This is a genomic window from Winogradskyella pacifica (assembly GCF_013403915.1).
GTDB classification, from domain to species: domain Bacteria; phylum Bacteroidota; class Bacteroidia; order Flavobacteriales; family Flavobacteriaceae; genus Winogradskyella; species Winogradskyella pacifica.
The window spans coordinates 101,577-125,771 of the sequence record NZ_JABFDI010000008.1; the positions used below are offsets into that span (position 1 = coordinate 101,577).

General features: G+C 35.5%; 18 protein-coding genes. 13 read left to right on the forward strand and 5 right to left on the reverse strand.

Annotation, left to right across the window (positions count from 1 at the left end):
- Positions 1 to 6 precede the first annotated feature (6 nt).
- The 5 genes from glmS (at position 7) to HM984_RS09020 (ending at position 8,465) form a co-directional block, all read left to right on the forward strand.
- Complete coding sequence (gene glmS, locus HM984_RS09000) at positions 7 to 1,854, forward strand: glutamine--fructose-6-phosphate transaminase (isomerizing) (RefSeq protein WP_179348924.1); 1,848 nt, start codon at positions 7 to 9, stop codon at positions 1,852 to 1,854.
- Positions 1,855 to 2,026: 172 nt separating this feature from the next.
- Positions 2,027 to 4,780 (forward strand): TonB-dependent receptor, encoded by a 2,754-nt coding sequence (locus HM984_RS09005; RefSeq protein WP_179348925.1) that lies wholly within the window; start codon positions 2,027 to 2,029, stop codon positions 4,778 to 4,780.
- Between the two features lie 11 nt (positions 4,781 to 4,791).
- Complete coding sequence (locus HM984_RS09010) at positions 4,792 to 6,411, forward strand: SGNH/GDSL hydrolase family protein (RefSeq protein WP_179348926.1); 1,620 nt, start codon at positions 4,792 to 4,794, stop codon at positions 6,409 to 6,411.
- A 193-nt stretch (positions 6,412 to 6,604) separates the two neighbouring features.
- Complete coding sequence (gene atpD, locus HM984_RS09015; RefSeq protein ID WP_115810762.1) at positions 6,605 to 8,113, forward strand: F0F1 ATP synthase subunit beta; 1,509 nt, start codon at positions 6,605 to 6,607, stop codon at positions 8,111 to 8,113.
- 73 nt (positions 8,114 to 8,186) lie between these two features.
- Entirely contained in the window at positions 8,187 to 8,465 is a 279-nt protein-coding gene (locus HM984_RS09020) for a F0F1 ATP synthase subunit delta/epsilon (protein ID WP_115810764.1), read from the forward strand.
- A 73-nt stretch (positions 8,466 to 8,538) separates the two neighbouring features.
- Here HM984_RS09020 and HM984_RS09025 read toward each other — a convergent pair whose 3' ends face one another.
- Positions 8,539 to 9,306, reverse strand: a complete 768-nt coding sequence (locus HM984_RS09025) for an XRE family transcriptional regulator (protein ID WP_179348927.1) — start codon at positions 9,304 to 9,306, stop codon at positions 8,539 to 8,541.
- A 382-nt stretch (positions 9,307 to 9,688) separates the two neighbouring features.
- On the opposite strand from HM984_RS09025, the gene HM984_RS09030 reads away from it, so the two are divergent.
- The 4 genes from HM984_RS09030 (at position 9,689) to HM984_RS09045 (ending at position 14,885) form a co-directional block, all read left to right on the forward strand.
- Positions 9,689 to 12,709: a DNA polymerase III subunit alpha gene (locus HM984_RS09030; protein WP_179348928.1), complete on the forward strand. Its 3,021-nt coding sequence runs from the start codon at positions 9,689 to 9,691 to the stop codon at positions 12,707 to 12,709.
- 361 nt (positions 12,710 to 13,070) lie between these two features.
- Entirely contained in the window at positions 13,071 to 14,288 is a 1,218-nt protein-coding gene (dinB, locus tag HM984_RS09035; protein ID WP_179348929.1) for a DNA polymerase IV, read from the forward strand.
- 88 nt (positions 14,289 to 14,376) lie between these two features.
- Entirely contained in the window at positions 14,377 to 14,598 is a 222-nt protein-coding gene (locus HM984_RS09040) for a hypothetical protein (protein WP_179348930.1), read from the forward strand.
- Positions 14,592 to 14,885, forward strand: coding sequence for a type II toxin-antitoxin system RelE/ParE family toxin (locus HM984_RS09045; protein ID WP_179348931.1), 294 nt, complete (start codon positions 14,592 to 14,594; stop codon positions 14,883 to 14,885). The genes HM984_RS09040 and HM984_RS09045 overlap by 7 nt, the downstream gene beginning before the upstream one ends.
- Positions 14,886 to 14,916: 31 nt before the next feature.
- Here the strand turns inward: HM984_RS09045 and HM984_RS09050 are convergent, their stop codons facing one another.
- From HM984_RS09050 to HM984_RS09060, 3 genes are read right to left on the reverse strand one after another with little or no spacing between them, the layout of a single operon-like run.
- A complete protein-coding gene (locus HM984_RS09050; RefSeq protein WP_179348932.1) occupies positions 14,917 to 16,713 on the reverse strand; it encodes a M61 family metallopeptidase in 1,797 nt (598 codons plus the stop codon).
- Between the two features lie 44 nt (positions 16,714 to 16,757).
- On the reverse strand, positions 16,758 to 16,964 hold the full coding sequence (locus HM984_RS09055) for a helix-turn-helix domain-containing protein (protein WP_179348933.1): 207 nt from the start codon (positions 16,962 to 16,964) through the stop codon (positions 16,758 to 16,760).
- Between the two features lie 2 nt (positions 16,965 to 16,966).
- Positions 16,967 to 17,476 (reverse strand): hypothetical protein, encoded by a 510-nt coding sequence (locus HM984_RS09060; RefSeq protein ID WP_179348934.1) that lies wholly within the window; start codon positions 17,474 to 17,476, stop codon positions 16,967 to 16,969.
- Positions 17,477 to 17,620: 144 nt separating this feature from the next.
- Here HM984_RS09060 and HM984_RS09065 point away from each other — a divergent pair, with 144 nt between their 5' ends.
- A complete protein-coding gene (locus tag HM984_RS09065; protein WP_179348935.1) occupies positions 17,621 to 18,037 on the forward strand; it encodes a putative signal transducing protein in 417 nt (138 codons plus the stop codon).
- Here HM984_RS09065 and HM984_RS09070 read toward each other — a convergent pair.
- Positions 18,027 to 19,523, reverse strand: coding sequence for an aminotransferase-like domain-containing protein (locus HM984_RS09070; RefSeq protein WP_179348936.1), 1,497 nt, complete (start codon positions 19,521 to 19,523; stop codon positions 18,027 to 18,029). The genes HM984_RS09065 and HM984_RS09070 overlap by 11 nt on opposite strands.
- Positions 19,524 to 19,622: 99 nt before the next feature.
- Here HM984_RS09070 and HM984_RS09075 point away from each other — a divergent pair, with 99 nt between their 5' ends.
- From HM984_RS09075 to HM984_RS09085, 3 genes are all read left to right on the forward strand, one after another.
- The gene (locus tag HM984_RS09075; protein WP_179348937.1) at positions 19,623 to 21,455 is read left to right on the forward strand and encodes a TonB-dependent receptor plug domain-containing protein; all 1,833 of its coding nucleotides are present in this window, start codon (positions 19,623 to 19,625) and stop codon (positions 21,453 to 21,455) included.
- A gap of 641 nt (positions 21,456 to 22,096) precedes the next feature.
- A complete protein-coding gene (locus HM984_RS09080; protein ID WP_179348938.1) occupies positions 22,097 to 22,717 on the forward strand; it encodes a hypothetical protein in 621 nt (206 codons plus the stop codon).
- 49 nt (positions 22,718 to 22,766) lie between these two features.
- On the forward strand, positions 22,767 to 24,191 hold the full coding sequence (locus HM984_RS09085) for a flotillin family protein (RefSeq protein ID WP_371312275.1): 1,425 nt from the start codon (positions 22,767 to 22,769) through the stop codon (positions 24,189 to 24,191).
- Positions 24,192 to 24,195 lie beyond the last annotated feature (4 nt).

The window sequence follows — 24,195 nt, forward strand, 5'->3', positions numbered from 1 at the left end:
AAACCTATGTGTGGAATTGTTGGATATATTGGCCATAAACAGGCTTATCCTATTATTATAAAAGGACTTCAAAGATTAGAATACAGAGGCTATGATAGTGCTGGTATTGCCTTATACGATGGTAATACCATTAAGCTATCAAAAACCAAAGGCAAAGTTTCTGATCTTAAAAACAAAATAGAAAGTGAGATTTCTACTGAAGGAACTCTAGGTATAGGTCATACACGTTGGGCTACACATGGTGTACCAAATGATGTTAATTCACACCCACACTATTCTAATTCTGGAGATTTAGTAATTATTCATAATGGTATCATTGAGAACTATGATTCTTTAAAAAAAGAATTAATCAAGCGAGGATACACTTTTCAATCTGATACAGATACGGAAGTATTAATTAATCTTATTGAAGAGATAAAGAAAAATGACAATCTAAAGCTAGGTAAAGCTGTACAACTTGCATTAAACCAAGTTGTAGGAGCGTACGCTATTGCCGTGTTCGATAAAAATAAACCTAACGAAATTGTTGTTGCCAAACTCGGTAGCCCGTTAGCAATTGGTATTGGTGATGACGAATTTTTCATTGCAAGTGATGCGTCCCCTTTTATTGAATATACTAAGAATGCTATTTATCTTGAAGATGAAGAAATGGCAATTATTAGAAGAGGTAAAAAAATAAAAGTTAGAAAAATTAAAAATGATATTTTAGTTGATCCATACATTCAAGAACTTCAACTTAATTTAGAACAAATTGAAAAAGGGGGTTACGATCATTTTATGCTAAAAGAAATCTATGAACAGCCAAGTGCTATTTTAGATACATTTAGAGGTCGACTTTTAAGTAAAGAAGCCATAATTAAAATGTCTGGTGTTGAGGATAACATGAAAAAATTCTTGGCAGCAGATCGTATTATAATCGTAGCATGCGGTACATCTTGGCATGCTGGTTTAGTTGCAGAGTATATTTTTGAAGATTTAGCAAGAATACCTGTTGAAGTAGAATACGCTTCAGAATTTAGATACAGAAATCCAGTAATAACCGAAAAAGATATCGTTATCGCCATTTCTCAATCTGGTGAAACCGCAGATACTTTAGCGGCTATAAAATTAGCAAAATCTAAAGGTGCATTCGTTTTTGGAGTGTGTAATGTGGTTGGTTCAACCATTGCAAGAGAAACAGATGCAGGTGCATATACACATGCTGGTCCAGAAATTGGAGTAGCCTCAACTAAGGCATTTACAACACAAATTACTGTATTAACACTAATCGCTTTAAGATTAGCTAGAGCTAAAGGAACCATGTCTAGTTCAGAATTTAGACATCACCTTATTGAGTTAGAAACTATCCCGAGCAAAGTTGAAGAAGCATTAAAATCTGACGCTTACGTAAAAACTGTGGCAGATATATATAAAAATTCTACTAATTTCTTGTATTTAGGTCGAGGCTTTAATTTTCCTGTTGCACTAGAAGGAGCATTAAAATTAAAAGAGATTTCTTATATACACGCAGAAGGTTATCCTGCTGCGGAAATGAAACATGGACCAATTGCCTTAATTGATGAGCAAATGCCAGTTGTAGTAATTGCAACTAAAAAAGGACATTACGAGAAAGTAGTTAGTAACATACAAGAAATAAAATCTAGAAAAGGTAGAATTATAGGTATTGTTACAAAAGGAGATACAAGTGTAAAGGAATTAGCAGATTATGTTATAGAAGTGCCTGAGACCCTAGAGTGTCTTACCCCCTTATTAACTACAATACCATTACAGTTACTTTCATACCACATTGCTGTAATGCTAGATAGGAACGTAGATCAACCAAGAAACTTAGCTAAATCAGTTACTGTAGAATAGTTAAACCAGTTATTATAATCATATTTCAAGGCCTAAAAATTGAGGATTTTTCAATTTTTAGGCCTTATTTTTATAATAAAATGCTATGCACGCATAATTTTATGAGAATTTCTTATTGAATTTTCATATATTTAATTAAATTGCTCATCTAATTAATTAACTAATCTCTAACATGAAGACAATCTTAAAGCTTTTCACTATGCTTTTTTGCGTGGTATCATTTGCACAAACCACAATAAATGGTAAAATTATCGACAATACTGGCTTACCATTACCTGGTGCAAATGTTGTTGTAGTAGGTACCAGTACAGGTACGGTATCTGACTTTGATGGGAACTATACCTTAACGGTTTCTCAAGAACCACCGTTCTCAATCCGTGTAAGTTATACGGGTTTCGAAGCTCAAACAATCGAAATTACTTCCAATAACCAAACGATTGATGTTACCTTAGCAGAAGGTAACGAACTCGATGAAGTTGTCATCTCAGCGTCCCGTACTCCAGAACGTATTTTTGAATCACCGGTTACAGTAGAGCGCTTTGGATTAAAAGAAATTAAAAACACGGCTTCAGCAGATTTTTATGGAGGCTTAGAAAACTTAAAAGGTGTTGATGTAAATACCAGTAGTTTAACTTTTAAATCTGTTAACACAAGAGGTTTTGCTACCACTGCAAATACGCGTTTTATGCAATTAGTTGATGGTATGGATAACTCTACACCTGCTTTAAATTTCCCAATAGGAAACCTTGTTGGTATGGTTGAAACAGATGTACATAGTGTTGAACTATTACCAGGAGCATCTTCTGCATTATATGGTGCAAATGCATTTAATGGTATTCTATTTATGCGAAGTAAAAACCCTTTTGATCACCAAGGAATTAGTGTTGCTATCAAAAAAGGTATCACCTCTCAAAAAGCGGCCGGAGATAATGAATATACAGATGTAAGTCTAAGTATGGCTTATAAATTTAGCGATAAATTTGCCGCGAAAGTAAACTTTGGTTATTTAGATGGTACAGATTGGGCCGCAACTAGCGAAGTCGATAGTGATATGTTTGGCGGCACTAGAGCGAGCAATTTAAACTATAACGGTATCAACGTTTATGGAGATGAAGTATCAGCAAACATTAATGACTTATCAGGAGGTACAGGTATTGTCCCAGATGTTTTTGTAAGTAGAACAGGATATAATGAACGTGACTTAACAGAACATAAAGCTCAAAGTATTAAGGCCGATTGGGGGTTATACTACCGTCCAATAACAGATAGCAATTTCGAAATACAATATGTCGGTAAAGTAGGTACTGGTACAACTATATACCAAGGTACTAACCGATATAATATTGATGGATTCTTTCAAGAACAACATAAACTAGAATTAAAAAACGACAATTATTTTATAAGAGGTTATGTTGTAGCTGACAAAGCTGGGGATTCTTATGATATGGTATTTACAGGAATCAACATTAACAGAGCTTGGAAAAGTGATGCTGATTGGTTCGGTGATTATATAAATACATACGTAGCTGCAACTTTAGGAGGTGGTGCTACAGATACTCAGGCTCATGCTGCTGCAAGAGCTGCTGCTGAAAATGGGAGATTTGAACCAGGTTCAACAGAATTCAATAATGCATTCAATAGAATTATTAAAGACCCAGATTTAGCTACAGGATCACAATTCCAAGATGCTTCCAAATACTACCACGCAGATGGTAACTACAACTTTAGTCATTTAACTGATATTGCAGACATTCAAGTTGGAGGGTCTTTTAGACAATATAAATTAAATTCTTTCGGGTCTATCTACACGGATTATGATGGTGAAATTGACTATAGTGAGTTTGGTGTTTACACACAAATTCAAAAAGAATTAGAATTAAATGAAGATATGAATTTAAAAATAACGGCTTCTGCACGTTATGATAAGTCAGAGTTTTTTGATGGATTTGTATCTCCTAGATTATCTGTAGGCTTAACGCTAAATAAAAATCATAACATTAGAGCTTCTGCTCAAACAGGTTTTAGAAATCCAACGACTCAAGATTTATTTATTGGATTAGATGCTGGTAGAGCAATATTAGTGGGTTCTGCCCCAGATAATTTAGATCGCTATTCTAGAGATTTCACAGCAAGTAACGGAACCGTATATACACAAACTGGTGCTGCTGCGTACAATAACTCTTATACTGAATCTTCGGTAAAACAACTAGCAGCAAGTGGAGATCCTACTGTTTTAACAGTAGCGAATCCAAACCTTGTATCACCAGAAAAAGTATCTTCTATAGAGGTTGGATATAGAGGAAAGTTTGATAAATTGACTATAGATTTTAGTACATATTATAATAAATATAAAGATTTTATTTCCTCAGAGGTTGTCATAGCACCGTTATATGGTGATGTTACTGCCCCTGAAGGTTCTGCTGAAAGAAATTTATCTGTTCTCGCAATAGAAAGTAGCGATTTCACTACTTATAGTGCATACACAAATTCTGACGTAGATGTTAATTCTTATGGAGCCTCAATAGGATTATCAACTAAAATAATGGGCGATTTTGATTTAGGTGGAAGTTATACATTCACTAAACAAGATTTTGACCAAGCAGCTAATCCTAATTTTGAAACGAACTTTAATACACCAGAGCACAAGTTTAAAGCGCATTTTGGAAATACAGAGTTATTTAAAAACTTTGGATTTAATGTAGCCTACAAATTTACGGATGATTATTTCTGGGAAGCAACTTTTGGTGATGGTATTGTACCAGAATTCCACACAGTGGATGCACAAATTAGTTACACTATTCCAACCTTAAAATCTACAATTAAGTTAGGTGGTACAAATATTGGTGGAAAAGAATATTTCACTGTATTTGGATCAGGTTATATAGGGTCAATGTATTATGCTTCTTTGACAATTAATAATTTATAAAAAATAGCAAAATGAAAAATATAAAATATGTATTACTATCCGCTGTCCTAATTGGATTTACAGCATGTAATGATGAAGCAGATTTTGAGAGCCAATTAGATAATCCTACTACAGAAGTAACATTACCAGCATTAACACAAGGTGAAGCTGATTTCTCAAAGTACATTGCTGTAGGAGCTTCGTTTTCTGGAGGCTTCATGGATAACGCTTTATTTATTGCTGGTCAACAAAACTCATTTCCAAATTTATTATCTCAAAAATTTGCTTTAGTTGGTGGAGGTAGCTTTACACAACCTTTAATGAATGATAATATTGGTGGATTTGTATCAGGAACTACAATAGTAGTAGCTCCTAGATTATTCTTTAATGGTAGTGGCCCTGCGGTTCTACCTGCAACTCCAACAACACAAATTTCTGATGTACTGTCAGGATCATTCAATAACTATGGTATTCCAGGAGCTAAAAGTTTTCATCTTGGTATCGCTGGTTATGGTTCTTTAAATCCTTATTTTGGAAGAATGGCCTCAAGCCCTACGGCAACGGTTTTAGGAGATGCTGTAAGTCAAAACCCAACATTCTTTACCCTATCTGAAATAGGTGGAAATGATGTACTATCCTATGCAACTTCTGGTGGTATTGGAGTTGACCAATTAGGAAACATTGATCCTTCAACTTACGGATCAAATGATATAACGGATCCTAATGTATTTGCAGCGTCATTTTCAGCTACTGTAGATGCTTTAACGGCAAATGGAGCAAAAGGTGTGGTTGCTAATCTTCCTTACATTACAACATTAGCACATTTTACAACAGTACCTCACAATCCATTAGATCCAACAAATGAAGCTTTCGGACCTCAAATTCCATTATTGAATTCAATTTTTGGAGCTTTAAATCCAATTTTTAATGCTGTAGATTCTAGTAGAGCCATCGTTTTTTCTGAAACAGCTGCAAGTGCTGTAGTTATTAAAGATGAAACCCTTGATGATATTTCTGCTACAATTGCAGGAGCATTAAATGCAAGTCCAACATTCCCTGCTTTTATTGCACAATTTGGATTACCTGCGCAAGCAGTGCCATTAGTAGCTAATTTATTAGGAAACACTTACGGACAAACAAGGCAAGCTACTGCTGCTGATTTATTAGTTCTACCTAGTAGTTCAATAATCGGTACTGTAAATGAAGATTATGCTGCTGCATTAGAATTACAAGGTTTACCTTCTGCACTTGCTGCTCAGTTTTCAGCAGAAGGAATTACACTTCCTTTAGCAGATAAGTGGGTATTAATTCCAAGTGAACAGTTCGCTATCAAAAGAGCAACAGATGCTTATAACGAAACTATTGATGAAATAGCGACAAGTAAAGGACTTGCTTTTGTAGATTTTAAATCAATTTTAGAACAAGCATCTACAACAGGATTTGCTTCAGGTGATTTTATTCTTACAACAGATTTAGTTTCTGGAGGATTAATTAGTTTAGACGGAGTTCATTTAACATCTAGAGGATATGCTTTAATGGCAAATGAGATGATGAGAGTTATAGATACAACGTACGGATCTAATTTTGAGGCTTCAGGTAATTTTGTAGATGCAGGAAATTATCCAACAAACTTTCCTCCTACACTACAATAAAAAAAACATAAATACTAGTATAGATAACGCTCTCAATTTGAGAGCGTTTTTTATGCTTAAAAAAGCCATAAATTTTCATATAATATTTAAATTAAAACTCCTATCTTTGCAGCGCGAAAAACGTACGCAGTCAACTAGATTGCGTTAGCTGTTTTTCAGATTTAAACTATTGCAAAACAAAAACATAAGAGTAATGTCAAAAGTTACAGGTAAAGTTGCACAGATCGTAGGCCCAGTTATCGATGTAGAATTCGCTGCTGGTTCAGAGCTTCCAAAGATCTATGATTCATTAGAAATTAATAACCAAGATGGTTCAAAATTAGTATTAGAAGTACAATCTCACATTGGTGAAGACACGGTACGTACTATTGCTATGGATTCTTCAGATGGTTTAAGTAGAGGAACAGAAGTTCATGCCACTGGTGCTCCAATTCAAATGCCAATTGGCGATGATGTTTACGGACGTCTTTTCAACGTTATTGGTGATGCTATTGATGGATTAGGAGATTTACCTAAAGCTGGTGATGCTGGTTTACCGATTCACAGACAAGCTCCAAAATTCGAAGATTTATCAACGTCTACTGAAGTTTTATTTACTGGTATTAAAGTAATCGACCTTATCGAGCCTTATGCAAAAGGTGGTAAGATTGGTTTATTTGGTGGTGCTGGTGTTGGTAAAACAGTATTGATTCAGGAGTTGATTAACAATATTGCAAAAGGTCATGGTGGACTTTCTGTATTTGCAGGTGTTGGTGAAAGAACACGTGAAGGAAACGATTTACTTCGTGAAATGTTAGAGTCAGGTATTATTAAATACGGTGATGACTTTATGCATTCTATGGAAGAAGGCGGATGGGATTTATCTAAAGTTGATAAATCTGGAATGAAAGAATCTAAAGCGACTTTCGTATTCGGACAAATGAATGAGCCTCCTGGAGCTCGTGCTCGTGTGGCACTTTCAGGGTTAACTATCGCAGAATATTTCCGTGATGGTGCTGGTGAAGGACAAGGAAAAGATGTATTATTTTTCGTAGATAACATCTTCCGTTTTACACAGGCTGGTTCTGAGGTATCTGCATTATTAGGTCGTATGCCTTCTGCAGTAGGTTACCAACCGACATTAGCAACCGAAATGGGTGCAATGCAAGAACGTATTACTTCAACAAAAAGAGGATCTATTACATCTGTACAAGCGGTATACGTACCTGCAGATGATTTAACGGATCCGGCTCCAGCAACAACGTTTGCTCACTTAGATGCAACTACAGTATTATCTCGTAAAATTGCAGAGTTAGGTATTTACCCAGCGGTAGATCCATTAGATTCTACATCAAGAATTCTTACTGCTGACATTTTAGGTGATGAGCATTATAACTGTGCACAACGTGTAAAAGAGTTATTACAACGCTATAAAGAATTACAAGATATTATTGCTATTCTTGGTATGGAGGAATTATCTGAAGAAGATAAAATGGCTGTAGGTAGAGCAAGACGTGTACAACGTTTCTTATCTCAACCATTCCACGTAGCAGAACAGTTTACAGGACTTAAAGGTGTTTTAGTAGATATTAAAGAAACAATTAAAGGTTTTAATCAGATTATGGATGGTGAGTTAGATCACTTACCAGAAGCAGCATTTAACCTTAAAGGTTCTATTGAAGAAGCTATTGAAGCAGGAGAGAAAATGTTAGCTGAAGCATAATTGGTTAATAGTTTATAGTTGTTGGTTGCTAGTTTTCCAACAACCATCAACTAATAACAAACAACTATAAAATATGTACTTAGAAATTGTATCACCAGAAGACACATTATTTAGCGGAGAAGTTACTTCAGTAACTGTTCCTGGAGTAAATGGTGAATTTCAAATGTTAAACAATCACACCCCTATTGTCTCTATTCTTAAAGAAGGACATGTAAAGGTTGATGGAACTAACATTCAATTAGAAAAAGAGGTTGAAGCAAAATTTACAAAATCGGATAAAGGATTTTGGTTAGCGATTAATTCTGGAACATTAGAATTAAAAGATAATAAGCTAATTATTTTAGCAGACTAACACATCTTACTATAAAATAGAAAAGCGCGAAATATTTCATTTCGCGCTTTTTTTATGCCCAACAATAAAAATATTATAGTCGTTTTACCGCCTCTAATTCAACCTTCAATTCTTGAAATAGCATCATAATACTACTCAATTTTAATTCTTTTTCATCGTATTCTTGAGTATTAATACAGCATGTAAATTCCCATATTTCTAAGATGTTTTCGCGTGGAATTAAATAGGGTTGATACGTTTTATTATCTGAGCTTAACAACAAATTTGAAATGTCTCCTTCAGGAATATAAATCCGCTTGTACACCAAACCATCATCCTTAGTTAGTATAATATACGTACGTCCGCTTTTAACATCTCTAATATCGTCAACAAATTTTGCGACTATAAACGCACCATCTTTTACAGGTAACATAGAATCTCCTTTAATAGGAAATGCTCTGTGTGTCCCAGTTGGTAAAAACGGTAATTTAATCTTTTGAAGCTGTTCTATATATTCCGGATCATCGTAACCCGACAAATAACCAGCGGATGCTTTTGCTGGGATAATTTCAATTAAATCCTCGTTATCTTCATTGACAGTTACAGGAAATAACACACGCTTGTTTCCGACTTCAATAAACGATGTGTCTTTGGCTTTACGCAAATCATTTTTTACTAAAATATCAATAGGGATATCAAAGAAGTTAGATAAGTCTATTAAGCGGTCTATTGGCGGCTCTGAACGCCCTTCTTCATAAGAACCCACCATTGAGCGACTCCAGTTTAATTCATCAGCAAAGCGCTCTTGAGAGAGCTTTTTTAGAGTCCGTAAATGTTTTATATTAGCCTGAATCGGTTTCATCTATAATTTTATTTTTATTAGTCATGCATTAAAAAAAGCGACATGCTGGAAGTATAAATTCTCATTTCTTGTGTTAAAATTATCTCGAAAATCTCAGAATTAAATCATTTCAAACCATCAAGTTTTACAATAACTCTTCACTCCTAACTCTTCACTCCTAACTCTTCACTCTTAACTTTTTCAAATATTACTACAAATATAAGCAATAAAAACTACACATAGTAGCTAATTTTACAGTCTGCTCTTAGAAATAATCAAGGATAGAGAACTAATATTTTCGCCAATCTATTAACACCTGCTTGTCAGTTAGTTAAAATTACGTCTTTGTTCTTGACTCTAAAAGCAAAGCGGTCTATTATCAAAAAAACAACGTTTTTTTATTATGTATTTAAATTGTCACACCTATTACAGCCTTCGTTATGGAACCATAAAACCAGAACAACTCCTTGCTATTGCATCAGAAAATGGTGTTCAAACACTTGCGCTAACTGATATTAATAGCACGTCTGCGTGTTTGGATGTTATGCGTTTATCAAAAAAATACAAAATAAAACCCGTGCTTGGTGTCGATTTCAGAAATGGTGTACAACAGCAATTCATTCTTATCGCCAAAAACAATCAAGGGTTTCAAAATATTAACACCTACCTCTCTAAATTTCTTCACAATCACGATTTACAAATCCCAGAACGACCAGATGAAGACCTAGAGGATTGCTTCGTGATTTATCCCTATCAAAACCAAAATCATTTCGAATTAAAATCCAATGAGTTTTTAGGCATTACTCCTCAAGATCTTAATACCTTAAAATTCTCAAAATGGAATGAATTCAAACATAAACTCGTGGTTTTAAAAACGGTGTCCTTTCAGAATAAAAAAGGATTCAACACCCATCGTTTATTACGAGCTATTGATAATAACACCTTATTGAGTAAGCTTCCAAAGTCCGAAGAAGGTCACGAAAATGATATGATGCTACCGTATAACGACCTATGTGAGACCTATTCAGAATTTCCAAAACTCATCAGTAATACAGAGCAACTTTTAGAAGACTGCACAACTACTTTTGATTTTGAAAACACCGAGCCTAAAAACCAAAAATGTCTAACTGAAAATGAAACTTCAGATTATCAGTTACTGAAACAATTGACTTATGATGCCATTAACTATCGTTACGGCACTAAGGTGGAACAGAAGGTTTATGATCGTATTGAAAAAGAGCTTCATATCATTAAAAAAAAAGGCTTTGTCTCCTATTTTCTCATCAATTGGAAAATCCTAGAATACGCCCGAAGTAAAAATTATTACTACGTTGGTCGTGGTAGTGGTGCCAATAGTATTATTGCGTATTTACTACGAATCACAGATGTAGATCCTATTGAACTCGATTTATATTTTGAACGTTTCATCAATCTCTTTCGTCAGAATCCACCAGATTTCGACCTCGATTTTTCATGGAGAGATAGAGATGATATTACCAACTATATTTTTAACACGTTTAAACACACAGCCCTTATTGCGGTCTATAACACCTTTAAATTTAGAGCGTCTATTCGCGAATTAGGAAAAGTGTTTGGTTTACCGAAGTCAGAAATGGATAAACTAACCCGAGGAAAATATAATCGTAATGAACTCGATCAATTATCGCAACTCGTCATTAAATACAGCACCTATATTGAAGGGTTTCCTAATTATTTAGGGATTCATGCTGGTGGTATTTTAATTTCAGAACAATCCATTCATTCGTATTGTGCCACATTTATGCCTCCAAAAGGTTTTGCGACGACACAATTTGATATGGTGGTTGCTGAAGATATTGGTCTGTACAAATTTGATATTCTGAGTCAGCGTGGTTTAGGAAAAATAAAGGAAGCAGTTGAAATAATTGATGCTAATCACAAAGACCAACCTCCAATTGACATTCACGATATTAAAGGGTTTAAAAAAGACGAACGCATTAAAGATTTGTTGCGTAACGCTAAAGCCATTGGTTGTTTCTATGTAGAATCTCCAGCCATGCGTATGCTATTAAAAAAATTACAAGTCGATAATTATTTGGGCTTAGTCGCTGCCAGTTCTATCATTAGACCTGGCGTTGCAAAAAGTGGTATGATGCGCGAATACATTTTACGGTACCGTTATCCCGAAAGACGAAAAGAAGCACATCCTGTTTTACAGAAAATTATGCCAGAAACCTATGGTATTATGGTATACCAAGAAGATGTCATTAAAGTAGCTCACCTTTTTGGTGGTTTAGATTTGGGCGAATCAGATATGTTGCGTCGTGGTATGTCTGGAAAATTCCGATCGCGAGATGAGTTTGCCAAAGTGAAACAAAAATTCTTTGACAATTGTAAACACGATGGAAAACCTGAAGATTTGGTTGCTAATATTTGGCGACAAATTGAAAGTTTTGCTGGTTATGCGTTTGCCAAAGGCCATTCTGCTTCTTATGCCGTAGAAAGTTACCAAAGTCTATTCCTAAAAGCCTATTATCCGCTGGAATATATGACAGCGACCATTAATAATTTTGGTGGATTTTACAACACAGAATTATATGTCCATGAAGCTAGAATGCACAATGGTATTATTGAAGCACCATGTATTAATAAGTCGTTTACCCAAGCCGTTATAAAAGAGAAAACGATCTATTTAGGCTTTATGTTTTTACAATCCTTAGAAGCTAAAACCATAAATCGTATTCTTAATGAACGACAAGAACATGGCAAATTTGAATCGCTCGACGACTTTATAGAACGTGTATCAATCTCTATTGAACAGATTTCGATTTTAATTAAAATCAATGCCTTTCGGTTTACAGGAATTAATAAACGTGAATTGCTTTGGGAAGCCCATTTAAAAATTAGTAAAACCGTCATTAAAGAAGACGTCGTTACACTGTTTAAAACCGAACGTATCAATTACAGCACACCTGAACTACCTAGTACAGACCTAGAAAACGCTTTCGATTCGATTGAATTATTAGGATTTAGCCTTTGTAATCCATTTTATTTATTAAAAACACATTCGATTAGTAATTTACGCGCGAAACACCTCATACAACTAGAAAACAAACTCATTATCATTGAAGGCTACTTGATTACGACCAAAAACACCAAAACGGCGAACGGAAAAATGATGCATTTTGGCACCTTTTTAGATCGTGATGGTGATTTTTTAGACACGGTTCACTTCCCTCCTATTGCAGCTAAATATCCTTTTAGAGGCAAAGGCATTTATAGCATTACAGGAAAAGTAATGGTAGAATTTGATTGTGTAACGATTGAAGTTTCAAAACTTGAAAGACTAGACATTATTGAAGACCCGCGTTATGCGGTAAAATCTTTGAATCCTACATTTCAGAATAAGAAAAGCTTTCAAGACCTAAAACAGGCACAAGCATAAAGATTAAAACCTACTTATCACTACGGGTGACTTATGAGGCACGAGTAAATTGTATCGAGAAGCATTTATTAATCAAAAGGTTCTCGATACAATAATTTTTTCCGCTTTAGCTCCAAAAATCGCCACTCGACCTGACGTGAACTACGCTTTTATAATAAAATTGTTAGTTGGATTTCACACCCCTAAAGTCCCCTCAAGGGGACAGTCTCACTGTTGCGAATAAAAAAATCTAAAAGATTTTTTTATTAATTGTCCCCTTGAGGATTATCGAAATAAAAAGCGAATGCTTTTGTTGAAGATACCGAGCGAAGCTCATTAGGGGTGTTTTTAAATCTCACAGGAAAGAAAACCCAAATTAAAAATGAACAAAAACCGCAACATCGTACACATGGATTTAGACACGTTCTTTGTATCGTGCGAAAGACATACCGATAGTAGCCTTAACGGAAAACCGATTCTTATTGGAGGCACAAGCGACAGAGGTGTGGTGGCATCTTGTAGTTACGAAGCTCGAAAATTCGGCATTCATTCTGCGATGCCAATGCGTATGGCAAAACAGCTTTGTCCTGAAGCTATTATACTTAGAGGAAACTCTGGTGTATACACCAAATTTTCAAACGCTGTTACCGATGTGATTAAAGAAAGCGTACCGCTTTATGAAAAAACATCAATAGATGAATTTTACATCGATCTTACCGGAATGGATAAATTTTTCGGTTGCCACAAACTCGCTTCCGAATTACGTCAGAAAATCATCAAAGAAACTGGCTTACCTATTTCCTTTGGCTTATCACTTAACAAAACGGTTTCTAAAATTGCCACAGGAGAAGCCAAACCCAATAACGAGATTCGGATTCTTTCTGGTACCGAAAAACCATTTTTGGCTCCACTTTCGGTTAAAAAGATACCTATGGTTGGTAATGTCACTTACAAAGCTTTGTGTGATTTGGGTGTAAAACGCATTCATACCATACAAGAAATGCCCATGGAACTCATGCATAAAGTATTAGGTAAAAACGGTCTTGTTATTTGGAAAAAAGCCAATGGCATAGACAATTCTCCTGTAGTACAGTACCACGAGCGTAAATCTATTTCTACAGAGCGTACGTTTAATCAAGACACTACAGATGTTACCAAACTTAAAGGGATGGTGGTTGCTATGACAGAAAATTTAGCCTACCAATTACGTCGTGGTCATAAGTTAACGGCTTGCGTCACGTTTAAGATTCGGTATTCCGATTTTCAGACGTACACGCAACAACAACGTATTCCCTATAGCGCCATGGATCATATGCTTATTCCTGTGGTATTAGATTTATTCAAAAAACTATACCATCGCAGACTTTTGGTGAGATTGATTGGCGTAAAGTTTAGTCATTTGGTAGAAGGAGGCCATCAAATAAATCTGTTTGAAGACAATGAAATGCACCTCAACCTCAGCAAAGCCATGGATAAAATGCGCGAACGTTATGGCGACAGAGCTGTAATGAGTGCTGCTGGTATGGAAGCAAAAACCATTAGTCGTTTTAACCCGTTTAATGGCGAACCTCCTCCGCTATTGCCGAATCGACGTCGCTAGAAATTACAACCTCTCAGGTGACAAAAATTCGAAAAACAAAACATATGAACGAGAAATTGTATTTTTATAACATACGAGAATTAAAACGATGGATTTAGAAGCAAGAAAACAAAAGTTTATACAACAGCTATTTGAAGTCAATGAAACACTTTTAGATAAATTAGAATACGTCCTAAAAAATGGATTACAAAATTCTGAAAGAATTACTTTAGAGGACTATAATAAAGAGATAGATGAAGCAATTGAAGATATCGAAAAAGGAGAATTTTACACCCAAAACGAGGCTAAGAAAATAGCTGATCAATGGTAAAAATTGTTTGGCGGAAATTAGCATTATTGCAATTAAAAGAAGCTTTCGATTATATAAAAAAAGACTCGTTGCAATCTGCTGAAAACGTAAGAAATGAAATCTTTTCTGCAACGAACAACTTAAAATACAATCCTGAAATTCATCCTTTAGACAAGTATCGCAAAAATAACGATGGAACCTTTAGTGCTTTTGAAATTTATTGTTACCGTATAGCCTATCAAATAAACAAATCCGAAATTAGAATACTTCGTGTTCGGCATACGAAACAAGAACCTTTAGGATATTAGAAACCGCTAAAACACCTAAAGTTGTCAAACCCTACTTACTTCCCAACCAAGCATCACGATTTGCTTTAGTCACTTCAGGTAAATCATCTAAACTTGAAATAGCATAAGACGTATCAGCATCTAAAGTGAGTTTTACAGTGCGTTGTTTTCCGAAGCGCTCATAAATCACATCGATTGTTTGGTTAGGTCTCACAGTACCTAAAATTTTATTTAAGTCTGAAGTTTCATTGAGTTCAACACCATCGATTTTAAGTAATTTATCTCCTTTTTCGAGTCCTGCGGTATAAGCTCCAGAACCGACCATTGTATTACTTGTAATCACTTGATTATTTAAACGCAATCCAAAAGCAGGCTGCTCCGTGTTTTGTTTTAATTGCACACCAACCGTTTTAAACAAGGTTTCAAAATCTGGCATGCCGCTTTTATAGATGTAATTGTTGAAAAAAGCATCACCAAATTCAGCACCAGCATAATCCTTTAACGTTTGCTGTAAATCCGCAATGGTATAATAGGTTTCCGTTTTTCCGTAGGTCTTCCAAACCTGTTTCATATAATCGTCTAGATTCAAGTTTTCTGTTCTAAGTGATAAATCTAAAGCCAGACCTAGCATACTGCCATACGAATAATAGGAAATAAAAGTATTGTCGCGATTGATATCATCTACAGAACGTGCGGCATCTACAAATGGAGCTTGATAGCTCATTTCAATAGGATTAAAAAACTGTCGTCCTGGCGAATTCCAAACGTAATTAAAAGTGCCTGTCAATCCTTTTATATAATCTTCTTGTGCTATAAGTCCGGCTCTGGTTAAGGTTAAATCATCATAGTAACTGGTAAATCCTTCAGCAAACCAAAGCTCTCCACTCATGTTGGCTTCTTCAAAATTAAAAGGTTCTAAACTTTGTGGTCGTATACGTTCTACATTCCAGCAATGAAAAAACTCATGAGACACCGTCCCTATATTACGATCTGCTCCATCGGCTAAACTTCGCGTACTGGTGACAATGGTAGAGTTTCGATGTTCCATACCATCACCTGTGGCATTAGGAATATAACACCCTAAAAACGTGTATTCTCCGTAATCGAAGGTTGGTAATTCTCCAAAAACCGCTTTTTGTTGTAAGATTGTTTTTTTAACCTTTTCAAAATAGGCATCAAATTCAGCTGCGGTTCCATTATGGTGCAATGCAAAATTGATCTTTTGACCATCCACCTCAAACGAACGTACCATATGGTCGCTAATTTCAGTTGGACTATCCATAAAATACTGTAAGTTTTCAGCGGAATAAGTATTCCCTTCTACGAGCTTTAACTGCGTTGCAATTTTCCAGTTTAAGTCTTCGCGTGGTTTAAATTCAATGTTGAAAGTGTCATTCTCCAAACTCGGAGCATACATAAAGGTTGCAGGCATATTAAGATGCGCATGGGTTTCATCAACTTGCGCATACGTACCATCACCATGGTTAGCGTATAAGGTGTAATTAACTACTATAGTGCCATCGTGATTGTTTACGGTCCAAGAATACGGATCGGGACGTGTTGTTTCTAGCACATGGCCTTCACTATCTGTAACTTTTACGTTGTAAACATTCTTAGCAAATTCATGAATAGCATAGCGTCCTGGTGAACTTCTGGACATTCTAAATACGGCTTCACCGGATTTTAAACCTTTAAAAGTAGCCGTGATTTCAGCTTCATGATGCACTGCATTTTCAAATGAAATGGTATAGTTTGAACTTACTGTAGTTGTTAATTCTGTTTCAGAAGTTTTGTCTTCGTTGCAATTCACTAAACATAAAAATGACAGTAATAAAATTAGGCTTCGCATCTATTCAATTTTTAGACACCCAAGATACTAATTTTTAAAACCTTTTAATCTTCTACGTATTCTAGAATGTCACTAGGCTGACAATTTAAAGCTTTACAAATGGCTTCTAAGGTTGAAAACCGAATGGCTTTTGCTTTTCCTGTTTTTAAAATAGAAAGGTTTGCGGTTGTGATCCCAACTAGTTCAGCGAGTTCGTTACTCTTCATGCCACGTTTGGCTAATATGATATCTAAGTTGACTATTATGGACATAATTAAACAGTTAAATCATTCTCTTCTTTTATTGCCTTAGTATCTCTAAGCACTGTACTCATTAGCATTAAAAATAATCCCATCGCAATTATTAATAAATAGACCAATGTTTTTTCACTTAAGCCAAGTATAACTTGCCGTTTATAAAACATATTGCCAATCTCATCAATAAACCATAAAGCTACTGAAGAAAGAATCATAAGTTTTCCAGAATTAAACATTCCACTTATAAGTTCGATATTATAAAAATCATTTTTTAATAACAATTTTGTCGCCTTTCTTAATTTCCAAAGCGCATCGACAAAAACAGCATAAACCAAAAGCTCTAAAAAGGTAAAAATATAAAGCATTCTCTCTGTTTTAAAAACTAATGCATCGTGTTTTAAACCAATCAAATCCTGTTCTATACCAAATAGAACCATTGCTAAAACAAAAATTCCCAAACCAATACCAATTAGTAAAAGGAAAATAATAACATTTAGTATCGCATAAAGTGTCTTTGCAGAATTCATAATTATCGTTTTACAATAACAAATATATAAAAATTATCGATAAACAATAATTAAATATTAAGAAACGAAAAAAATTATAGTATTCAGATCTGTCCGGTTTTAAAAACCTGACAGGTCTCCACAAGAATACAGTACCTTTACCTCATGCAAGACACCTTCGTTACCATAGCCAAATTTCAATATTCAACAGAAGCCGAAATCATAAAAGGCAGATTAGAGTCTGATGGCATCCAAGTATTCCTAAAAGACAATATCACTATTGATACAGATCCCTTAGTAAGTAATGCTATTGGCGGTATAAAATTAAAAGTATTAGCTGCGGACGAAGCCAAAGCAAAAGATATTTTAAATTCCATTAAAGCCTATTCTCTAAATGATGACGGTGAAGCTATTGTCTGTCCCAATTGCGGAAAACATCGTATTGAGCTGTATTCTACCATTACCAATTTTAAATCCTTAGTCTCTTTTCTTATTGCTTTTATTACCGGAACACTACCTTTTAGCGCGCGCTACCAATACAAATGTGAGGATTGTAAGACGGAATTTCCCATTAAGAATTAAGGACGTTATCATAAGCACGTTTCAGTTTTTTAATCACGATTTCTAATTCATCTTCATTTAAATGTCCAAAACCAAAACGAATGGCACAAGTCGTTTTATCTTGATATAAAATCGTTTTTGGTAAGAACAAATCTAGTTTTTCAGCTTCTTCAGCCAGTTTCACCAAGGAAATGGTGTTCACAAATTGCAACCATAGCGCCAAACCACCTAAGGGTATATCCCAAGTAATAATACCTTCAAAATAATAGTTTAAATATTGACATAAACAATCACGTCGCTGTTTATAAGTGATAATATTTTTCTTCTTAAGGCGATAGATTTCACCTTCCGAAATAAGCTCAGATAACATTTGCTCTTGTATTAAATCTCCTTGCTTATCTAGTAATTGTAAATAGTTTTTGGCTTCAGAAATAAAGTTTTCGGGTGCGACTACAAACCCAGTATGAAAGCTAGGAAATAACGATTGCCCTAATTTACCGAGATAAATCACCATCCCATCTGCATCTGCACTTGCCATAGGTAACATCGCAGAACCTTCAAATTGAAAATCGTAATCGTAATCGTCTTCGATAATAGCAAATCCGTAAGCTTTGGCAAGTTGCAACAATTGCAAACGGCGTTTGGCGCTCAAGGTTACCGTTGTCGGATAATCCCTATGCGCACAGATATACACACAGCGAATACTTTTCTTTACAAAATGGGTTTTTATATAATCCACATCTAAACCTTCATCATCAACCGGAATGGTCCGCATTGTCGCCCCAGCTTCCTGAAAAATCATATTAGCAGCATAATTACTTAACTGCCCAACCAACACCAAATCATCTTGTTTTATGAGCAGTTGCGATACCATATAAAGGCTCATTTCTGTGCTACGCGTATTTATTAAATGATGAGGATTGATATGAAAACCACGTGTGGCATTTAAATAATTACAGAGTTGTGTACTAAAAACCGAAGGTCTTAAAGCCGTCGTCCTATTCCATTTATTAATTAGCGGTTTCCGTTTCATGGCAGCACTATACCATCTCGAAAATTGGTGCACAGGATGCAAACGTAAATCGGGCTTACCATCATTTATAGAATATTTAGCAGTCGTTTCTTGTGCTGTGGAAGCCAAATGAAACGATTTCTGAAACGGAAAACCAGCCACTTTAGGATACGAATACGCTTGTTGCAAGTGTTGTGTTGTGGCTTTTATTTTTGCCGTTGATTCTTCAGGCACCAAAACAAAAGTCCCTCTATTGGCTACAATATCTACCCAACCTTGTGAGGCTAATTCTTCGTAAATAGCAACAGCCGTATTACGATGAATGTTTAACAACTGACTAAAAACACGCGTCCCAGGCAACTTACTCCCTTTTTCTAAATAGCCACGTTGTATCGCATTTACGATTTGTTGCGCCACTTGTACATACACAGGTTGCACAATACTTTTATCGAATGTGATAAGCTGTTTTAGTATTTGACTAACCGGACTATTCATTGTTTTAAAACTGGACTACTTTAATCGTCCGGAAAGTTACGACTTTTGCAGCGTTAAAATTAAACCACACAAAAACAAAGTATTACAAAACATAAATAGATGAAAATCATAGTCTCACTTTTTACATGCATTTTAATGGCCACTTGCCAACTTAACGCGCAAGACACACAACCCATTATAAAAACAGATTCTTTAAAAGAGGTTATCATTACCTCAACGCGAATTGATTTACCCTTCAAAGACAATTCCCGAACCATAAACATTATTACCTCTGCAGATATTAAAAGTAGTGCTGCGGTCACCATTTCAGATGTATTACAGCAAGTTGCAGGTGTCGATATTAGACGTCGTGGCACAGGAGGAAGTCAAGCCGATTTATTTATTAGAGGTGGTGGTTTTGATCAGACACTTTTATTAATTGATGGTATTAAAATGGACGACGCACAGACAGGACATCACACTCTAAATGCGGCTTTACCTCTAGAAGTTATTGAACGTATCGAAATCATAAAAGGACCTGCGGCACGTGTTTTTGGACAAAATGCCTTTACAGGAGCTATTAATATTGTCACAAAATCGAGTTTAGATAATTCCGTATCTGCAAATCTTGAAACCGGTTCCTTTGGTCAACTTAATGGTTCAGTAACTGTTGGAAGTGAATTAGAAAACTCAACACACATACTTCATGTGGGAAAAATGACGTCTGAAGGCTACCGAAACAATTCAGATTACGACAATTCTAATTATTTCCTAAAAAGTGTGTTCAATAAAAACGCCCAAGCTATTGAAATGATTGCGACATTTTCTGAACGTAAGTTTGGTGCCGAAAATTTTTACACCACCAATCCTGCATATAATGAATACGAAGAAACGCAAAACAGCTTAATCGCATTCACCACAAAATTTCAATCTGAAAAATTCAAAATTCAACCGCGTATCTACTGGAAACGTAACCAAGATATGTTCCTTCTAAAACGTTTTGAACCTGAATTCTTCAGAAACTTCCACCTGTCTAATAAAATTGGAGCCGAAGCTAATGCCTCATACACCTCTAAATTTGGAATTACAGGCTTTGGAATAGACCTCTCTAAAACCTATTTAAAAAGTAATAACTTAGGGAATCGTAACCGTTTTATGACCACTGTATTTTTAGAACACCGTTTTCAGTTTATCGATAACCGTTTAGATATTACACCTGGTGTTGCCGTCACCTATTTTTCAGATTTTAAATTTAATGGATTCCCAGGATTAGATGTAGGTTTCGATATTACGAATAACCTTAAAGCCTACGGAAACATTGGTTTTACGTATAGAATCCCCACCTATACCGATTTATATTACACGGATCCAAGAACAAACGGTAATGAAAATTTAGAACCAGAAGAAGCCTTTGCTCAAGAAATTGGTATTAAATACAATTCCCAAAGCATTAGAGCAAGTCTATCTGTTTTTAATCGTGATGCCAAAAACCTGATTGATTTTATAAGACCAAACACTGTTGAAGAAATCTTTACAGCAACCAACATTGCAGAAGTCAATACCAAAGGCCTAGAAGTGGATGTGGCTTATAATTTTGACATGAATAGCTTCAATCAAACCTTAGCTTTTGGTTACGCCTATTTAGAAGATGATATTTTAGAGCAAAACGAAGAATTATCGCGCTATGCTTTAAACACCTTAAAGCATCATTACACCACGAGATTAAGCACACAATTATTTAAAAATGTGAGCCAAAGTATTGTTTACAAATATGCCGAACGCACCACAGGACAAACCTATAACGTTTGGGATGCATCAATTATGTTACAATTAAAACAAGTAGAATTATCCATAACAGCAAGCAACATTTTTGATGCCGACTATATCGAATCCGGTTTTACACCAATGCCACCAAGCAACATATTATTTGGTATGCGTTACAAATTCCTTTGAAAAAAGGAATCTCATAAATTGAAACTAAATGCCCATCACAACTATCCTGCAAGGTCTTTTTTCGACCTTGTAGGTATAAAAATAACCACGAACCAAAATCTGCGAAAATCTTAAAGAATCTGCGGGACACCAATAAAAACCAAATCATAATCAAAAAAACCAAAGCTATTTGTAGGGTTGCCCCCTTCAGTATTAGCAAGAAACAAAATAGATCATTAGCACTAATTTTCATCTAAACTAAAATGTCTAATCTGTAGATTGTCCCCTTGAGGGGACTTTAGGGGTGTTTAACGTTTATTAAAGCTACCAAGCGCAGCTCACTAGAGGCGTTGAGGTGTAATTAAAAAATATTCCCCAAATTTTTTGTAACAAAATGCCTCCATCCACTACCTATATCTTGAAAGTGGTCCAAATCTCAAAACTTTTTTGAGGCTCAAAATAGTATAAAAACGACCGTACTTCAATAACCATCAAAATACAATTAGTATTCCAAGCTTGAATTAGTATAATTCAAACGCGGCCTAAAACTGAGACTTCAAACGTCTGTCTGCTGGTTAAATTTGGGTCGACTAACTTTCACAAAAAATTGCATACTATTACAATGGTCGTATATTTAGTAACTCAAATTTAAACGGCATCTTATGGCAGAATGGTTTTCAAATCTAGAATTTCTATCCCAACTCTATTGGTTAGTCGCTATTATTGGTTCTCTTATTTTTTCTGTAGTCATGGTAATGGCTTTTGCAGGTGGAGAAGCTGATGATATTGATGGCGATATTGAAGCCGGATTTCAATTTATATCCTTTAAAAACCTCGTAGGCTTCTTTACTATTTTTGGCTGGAGCGGTATTGCTTGTATCGATGCCGGACTCTCTACAGCACTGACCATATTTATATCTGTAATTTGTGGTTTGTTAATGATGGTGATTATGGCAGCACTCTATTTCTTTATTAGTAAACTTTCGGATAGTGGTACTTTAAATTACAAAAATGCGCTCGATGCTGTTGGTGAAGTCTATTTACCTATCGGAGCAGACCGTTCAAAAATGGGAAAAGTAAATGTAAGTGTGCAAGGCACAATGCGAGAACTCGATGCGCTTACCGATTCATTAACACCCTTAAAAACCGGGACAATAATAAAAGTCGTCGATGTCACCTCTAACGGCATTCTCATTGTAGATCAAACACGTAAACCGATAGAACCTTCAAAATTACATACGGAAGAATTACATGAAGGAAAAGACCGATATCTCAAAAATTAAGTCACACTAATATTAAGCTTTATAACCAACCAATCAAATCTAAATGACTATGAAATTACTAACCATTCAAAACAACTTTAATTTGGAAAGCATAGGCGGTCCCATGCTACTCATTTTTGTAGCCTTATTTGTAGTACTTACCTTAATTATTTTAATAAAACGCTACAAACGTTGTCCTTCAGATAGAATTTTAGTGGTCTATGGAAAAGTGGGTGGCGGACAATCGGCTAAATGTATTCATGGTGGAGCGGCTTTTATAATTCCTGTTATTCAAGATTATGAATTCTTAGAATTAACACCTATTTCTATCGAAGTAAATTTGGTTAATGCCTTATCTAAACAAAACATTCGTGTTAATGTACCATCGCGTTTTACCATTGGGGTCTCTACAGAGCCAGGTATTATGCAAAATGCTGCAGAGCGTTTATTAGGATTGGGTCAAAATGAAATTCAAGATTTAGCACAAGAAATTATTTTCGGACAATTACGTTTAGTAGTGGCTTCAATGGATATTGAGGAAATCAACAACGATAGAGATAAATTCTTAACCAACATTTCAGAATCTGTTGAAACCGAATTAAAGAAAGTAGGTTTAAAGTTAATCAACGTAAACATTACAGATATCGTTGATGAGTCGGGCTACATTGAAGCACTTGGTAAAGAAGCTGCAGCACACGCTATTAACGCAGCACGTAAATCGGTTGCAGAAAAAACGAGAGATGGATCTATTGGTGAAGCGAACGCTGTACAAGATGAAAGAACGCAAGTAGCAGCAGCCAACGCTCAAGCTGTAGAAGGTGAAAACACAGCAAAAATTGCCGTTGCAAATTCAGATTCATTACGTCGTCAACGTGAAGCGGAAGCAGAACGCGTGGCAAATGCGTCTGAAAAAGTACAGTCAGCAAACGCCTTAGCAGAATCTTATGCTGCAGAGCAAATCGCAGAGACAGCAAGAGCGGAACGTGAGCGTTCGTCTCAAATGGCAGATGTTATTATCCCAGCTGAAATTGATAAACGTAAAGTTGAAATTGATGCTGAAGCAGATGCAGAACGTATTAGAAGACGTGCAAAAGGTGAAGCAGATGCCATACTTTTTAAAGCACAGGCCGAAGCACAAGGACAATATGAAATCTTAACCAAGCAAGCTGCGGGTATGGAGCAAATTGTAAAAGCTGCCGGTAACAATAGTAGAGATGCGGTATTATTATTAATTGCAGATAAATTACCAGAATTGGTAAGAATTCAATCGGAAGCGATTAAGAATATCAAAATCGATAAAGTAACTGTTTGGGATAATGGTAGCGGCGGAGAAGACGGAAAATCGTCAACCGCTAATTTCTTATCTGGCATGTACAAATCAGTACCACCTTTACAAGAAATGTTTAATATGGCTGGTATGGATTTACCAGAATATTTAAAAGGAAAAGACAAAAAAGAAATCGCAGCAGACGACGCGACTATAGATAAATTGTAAAATC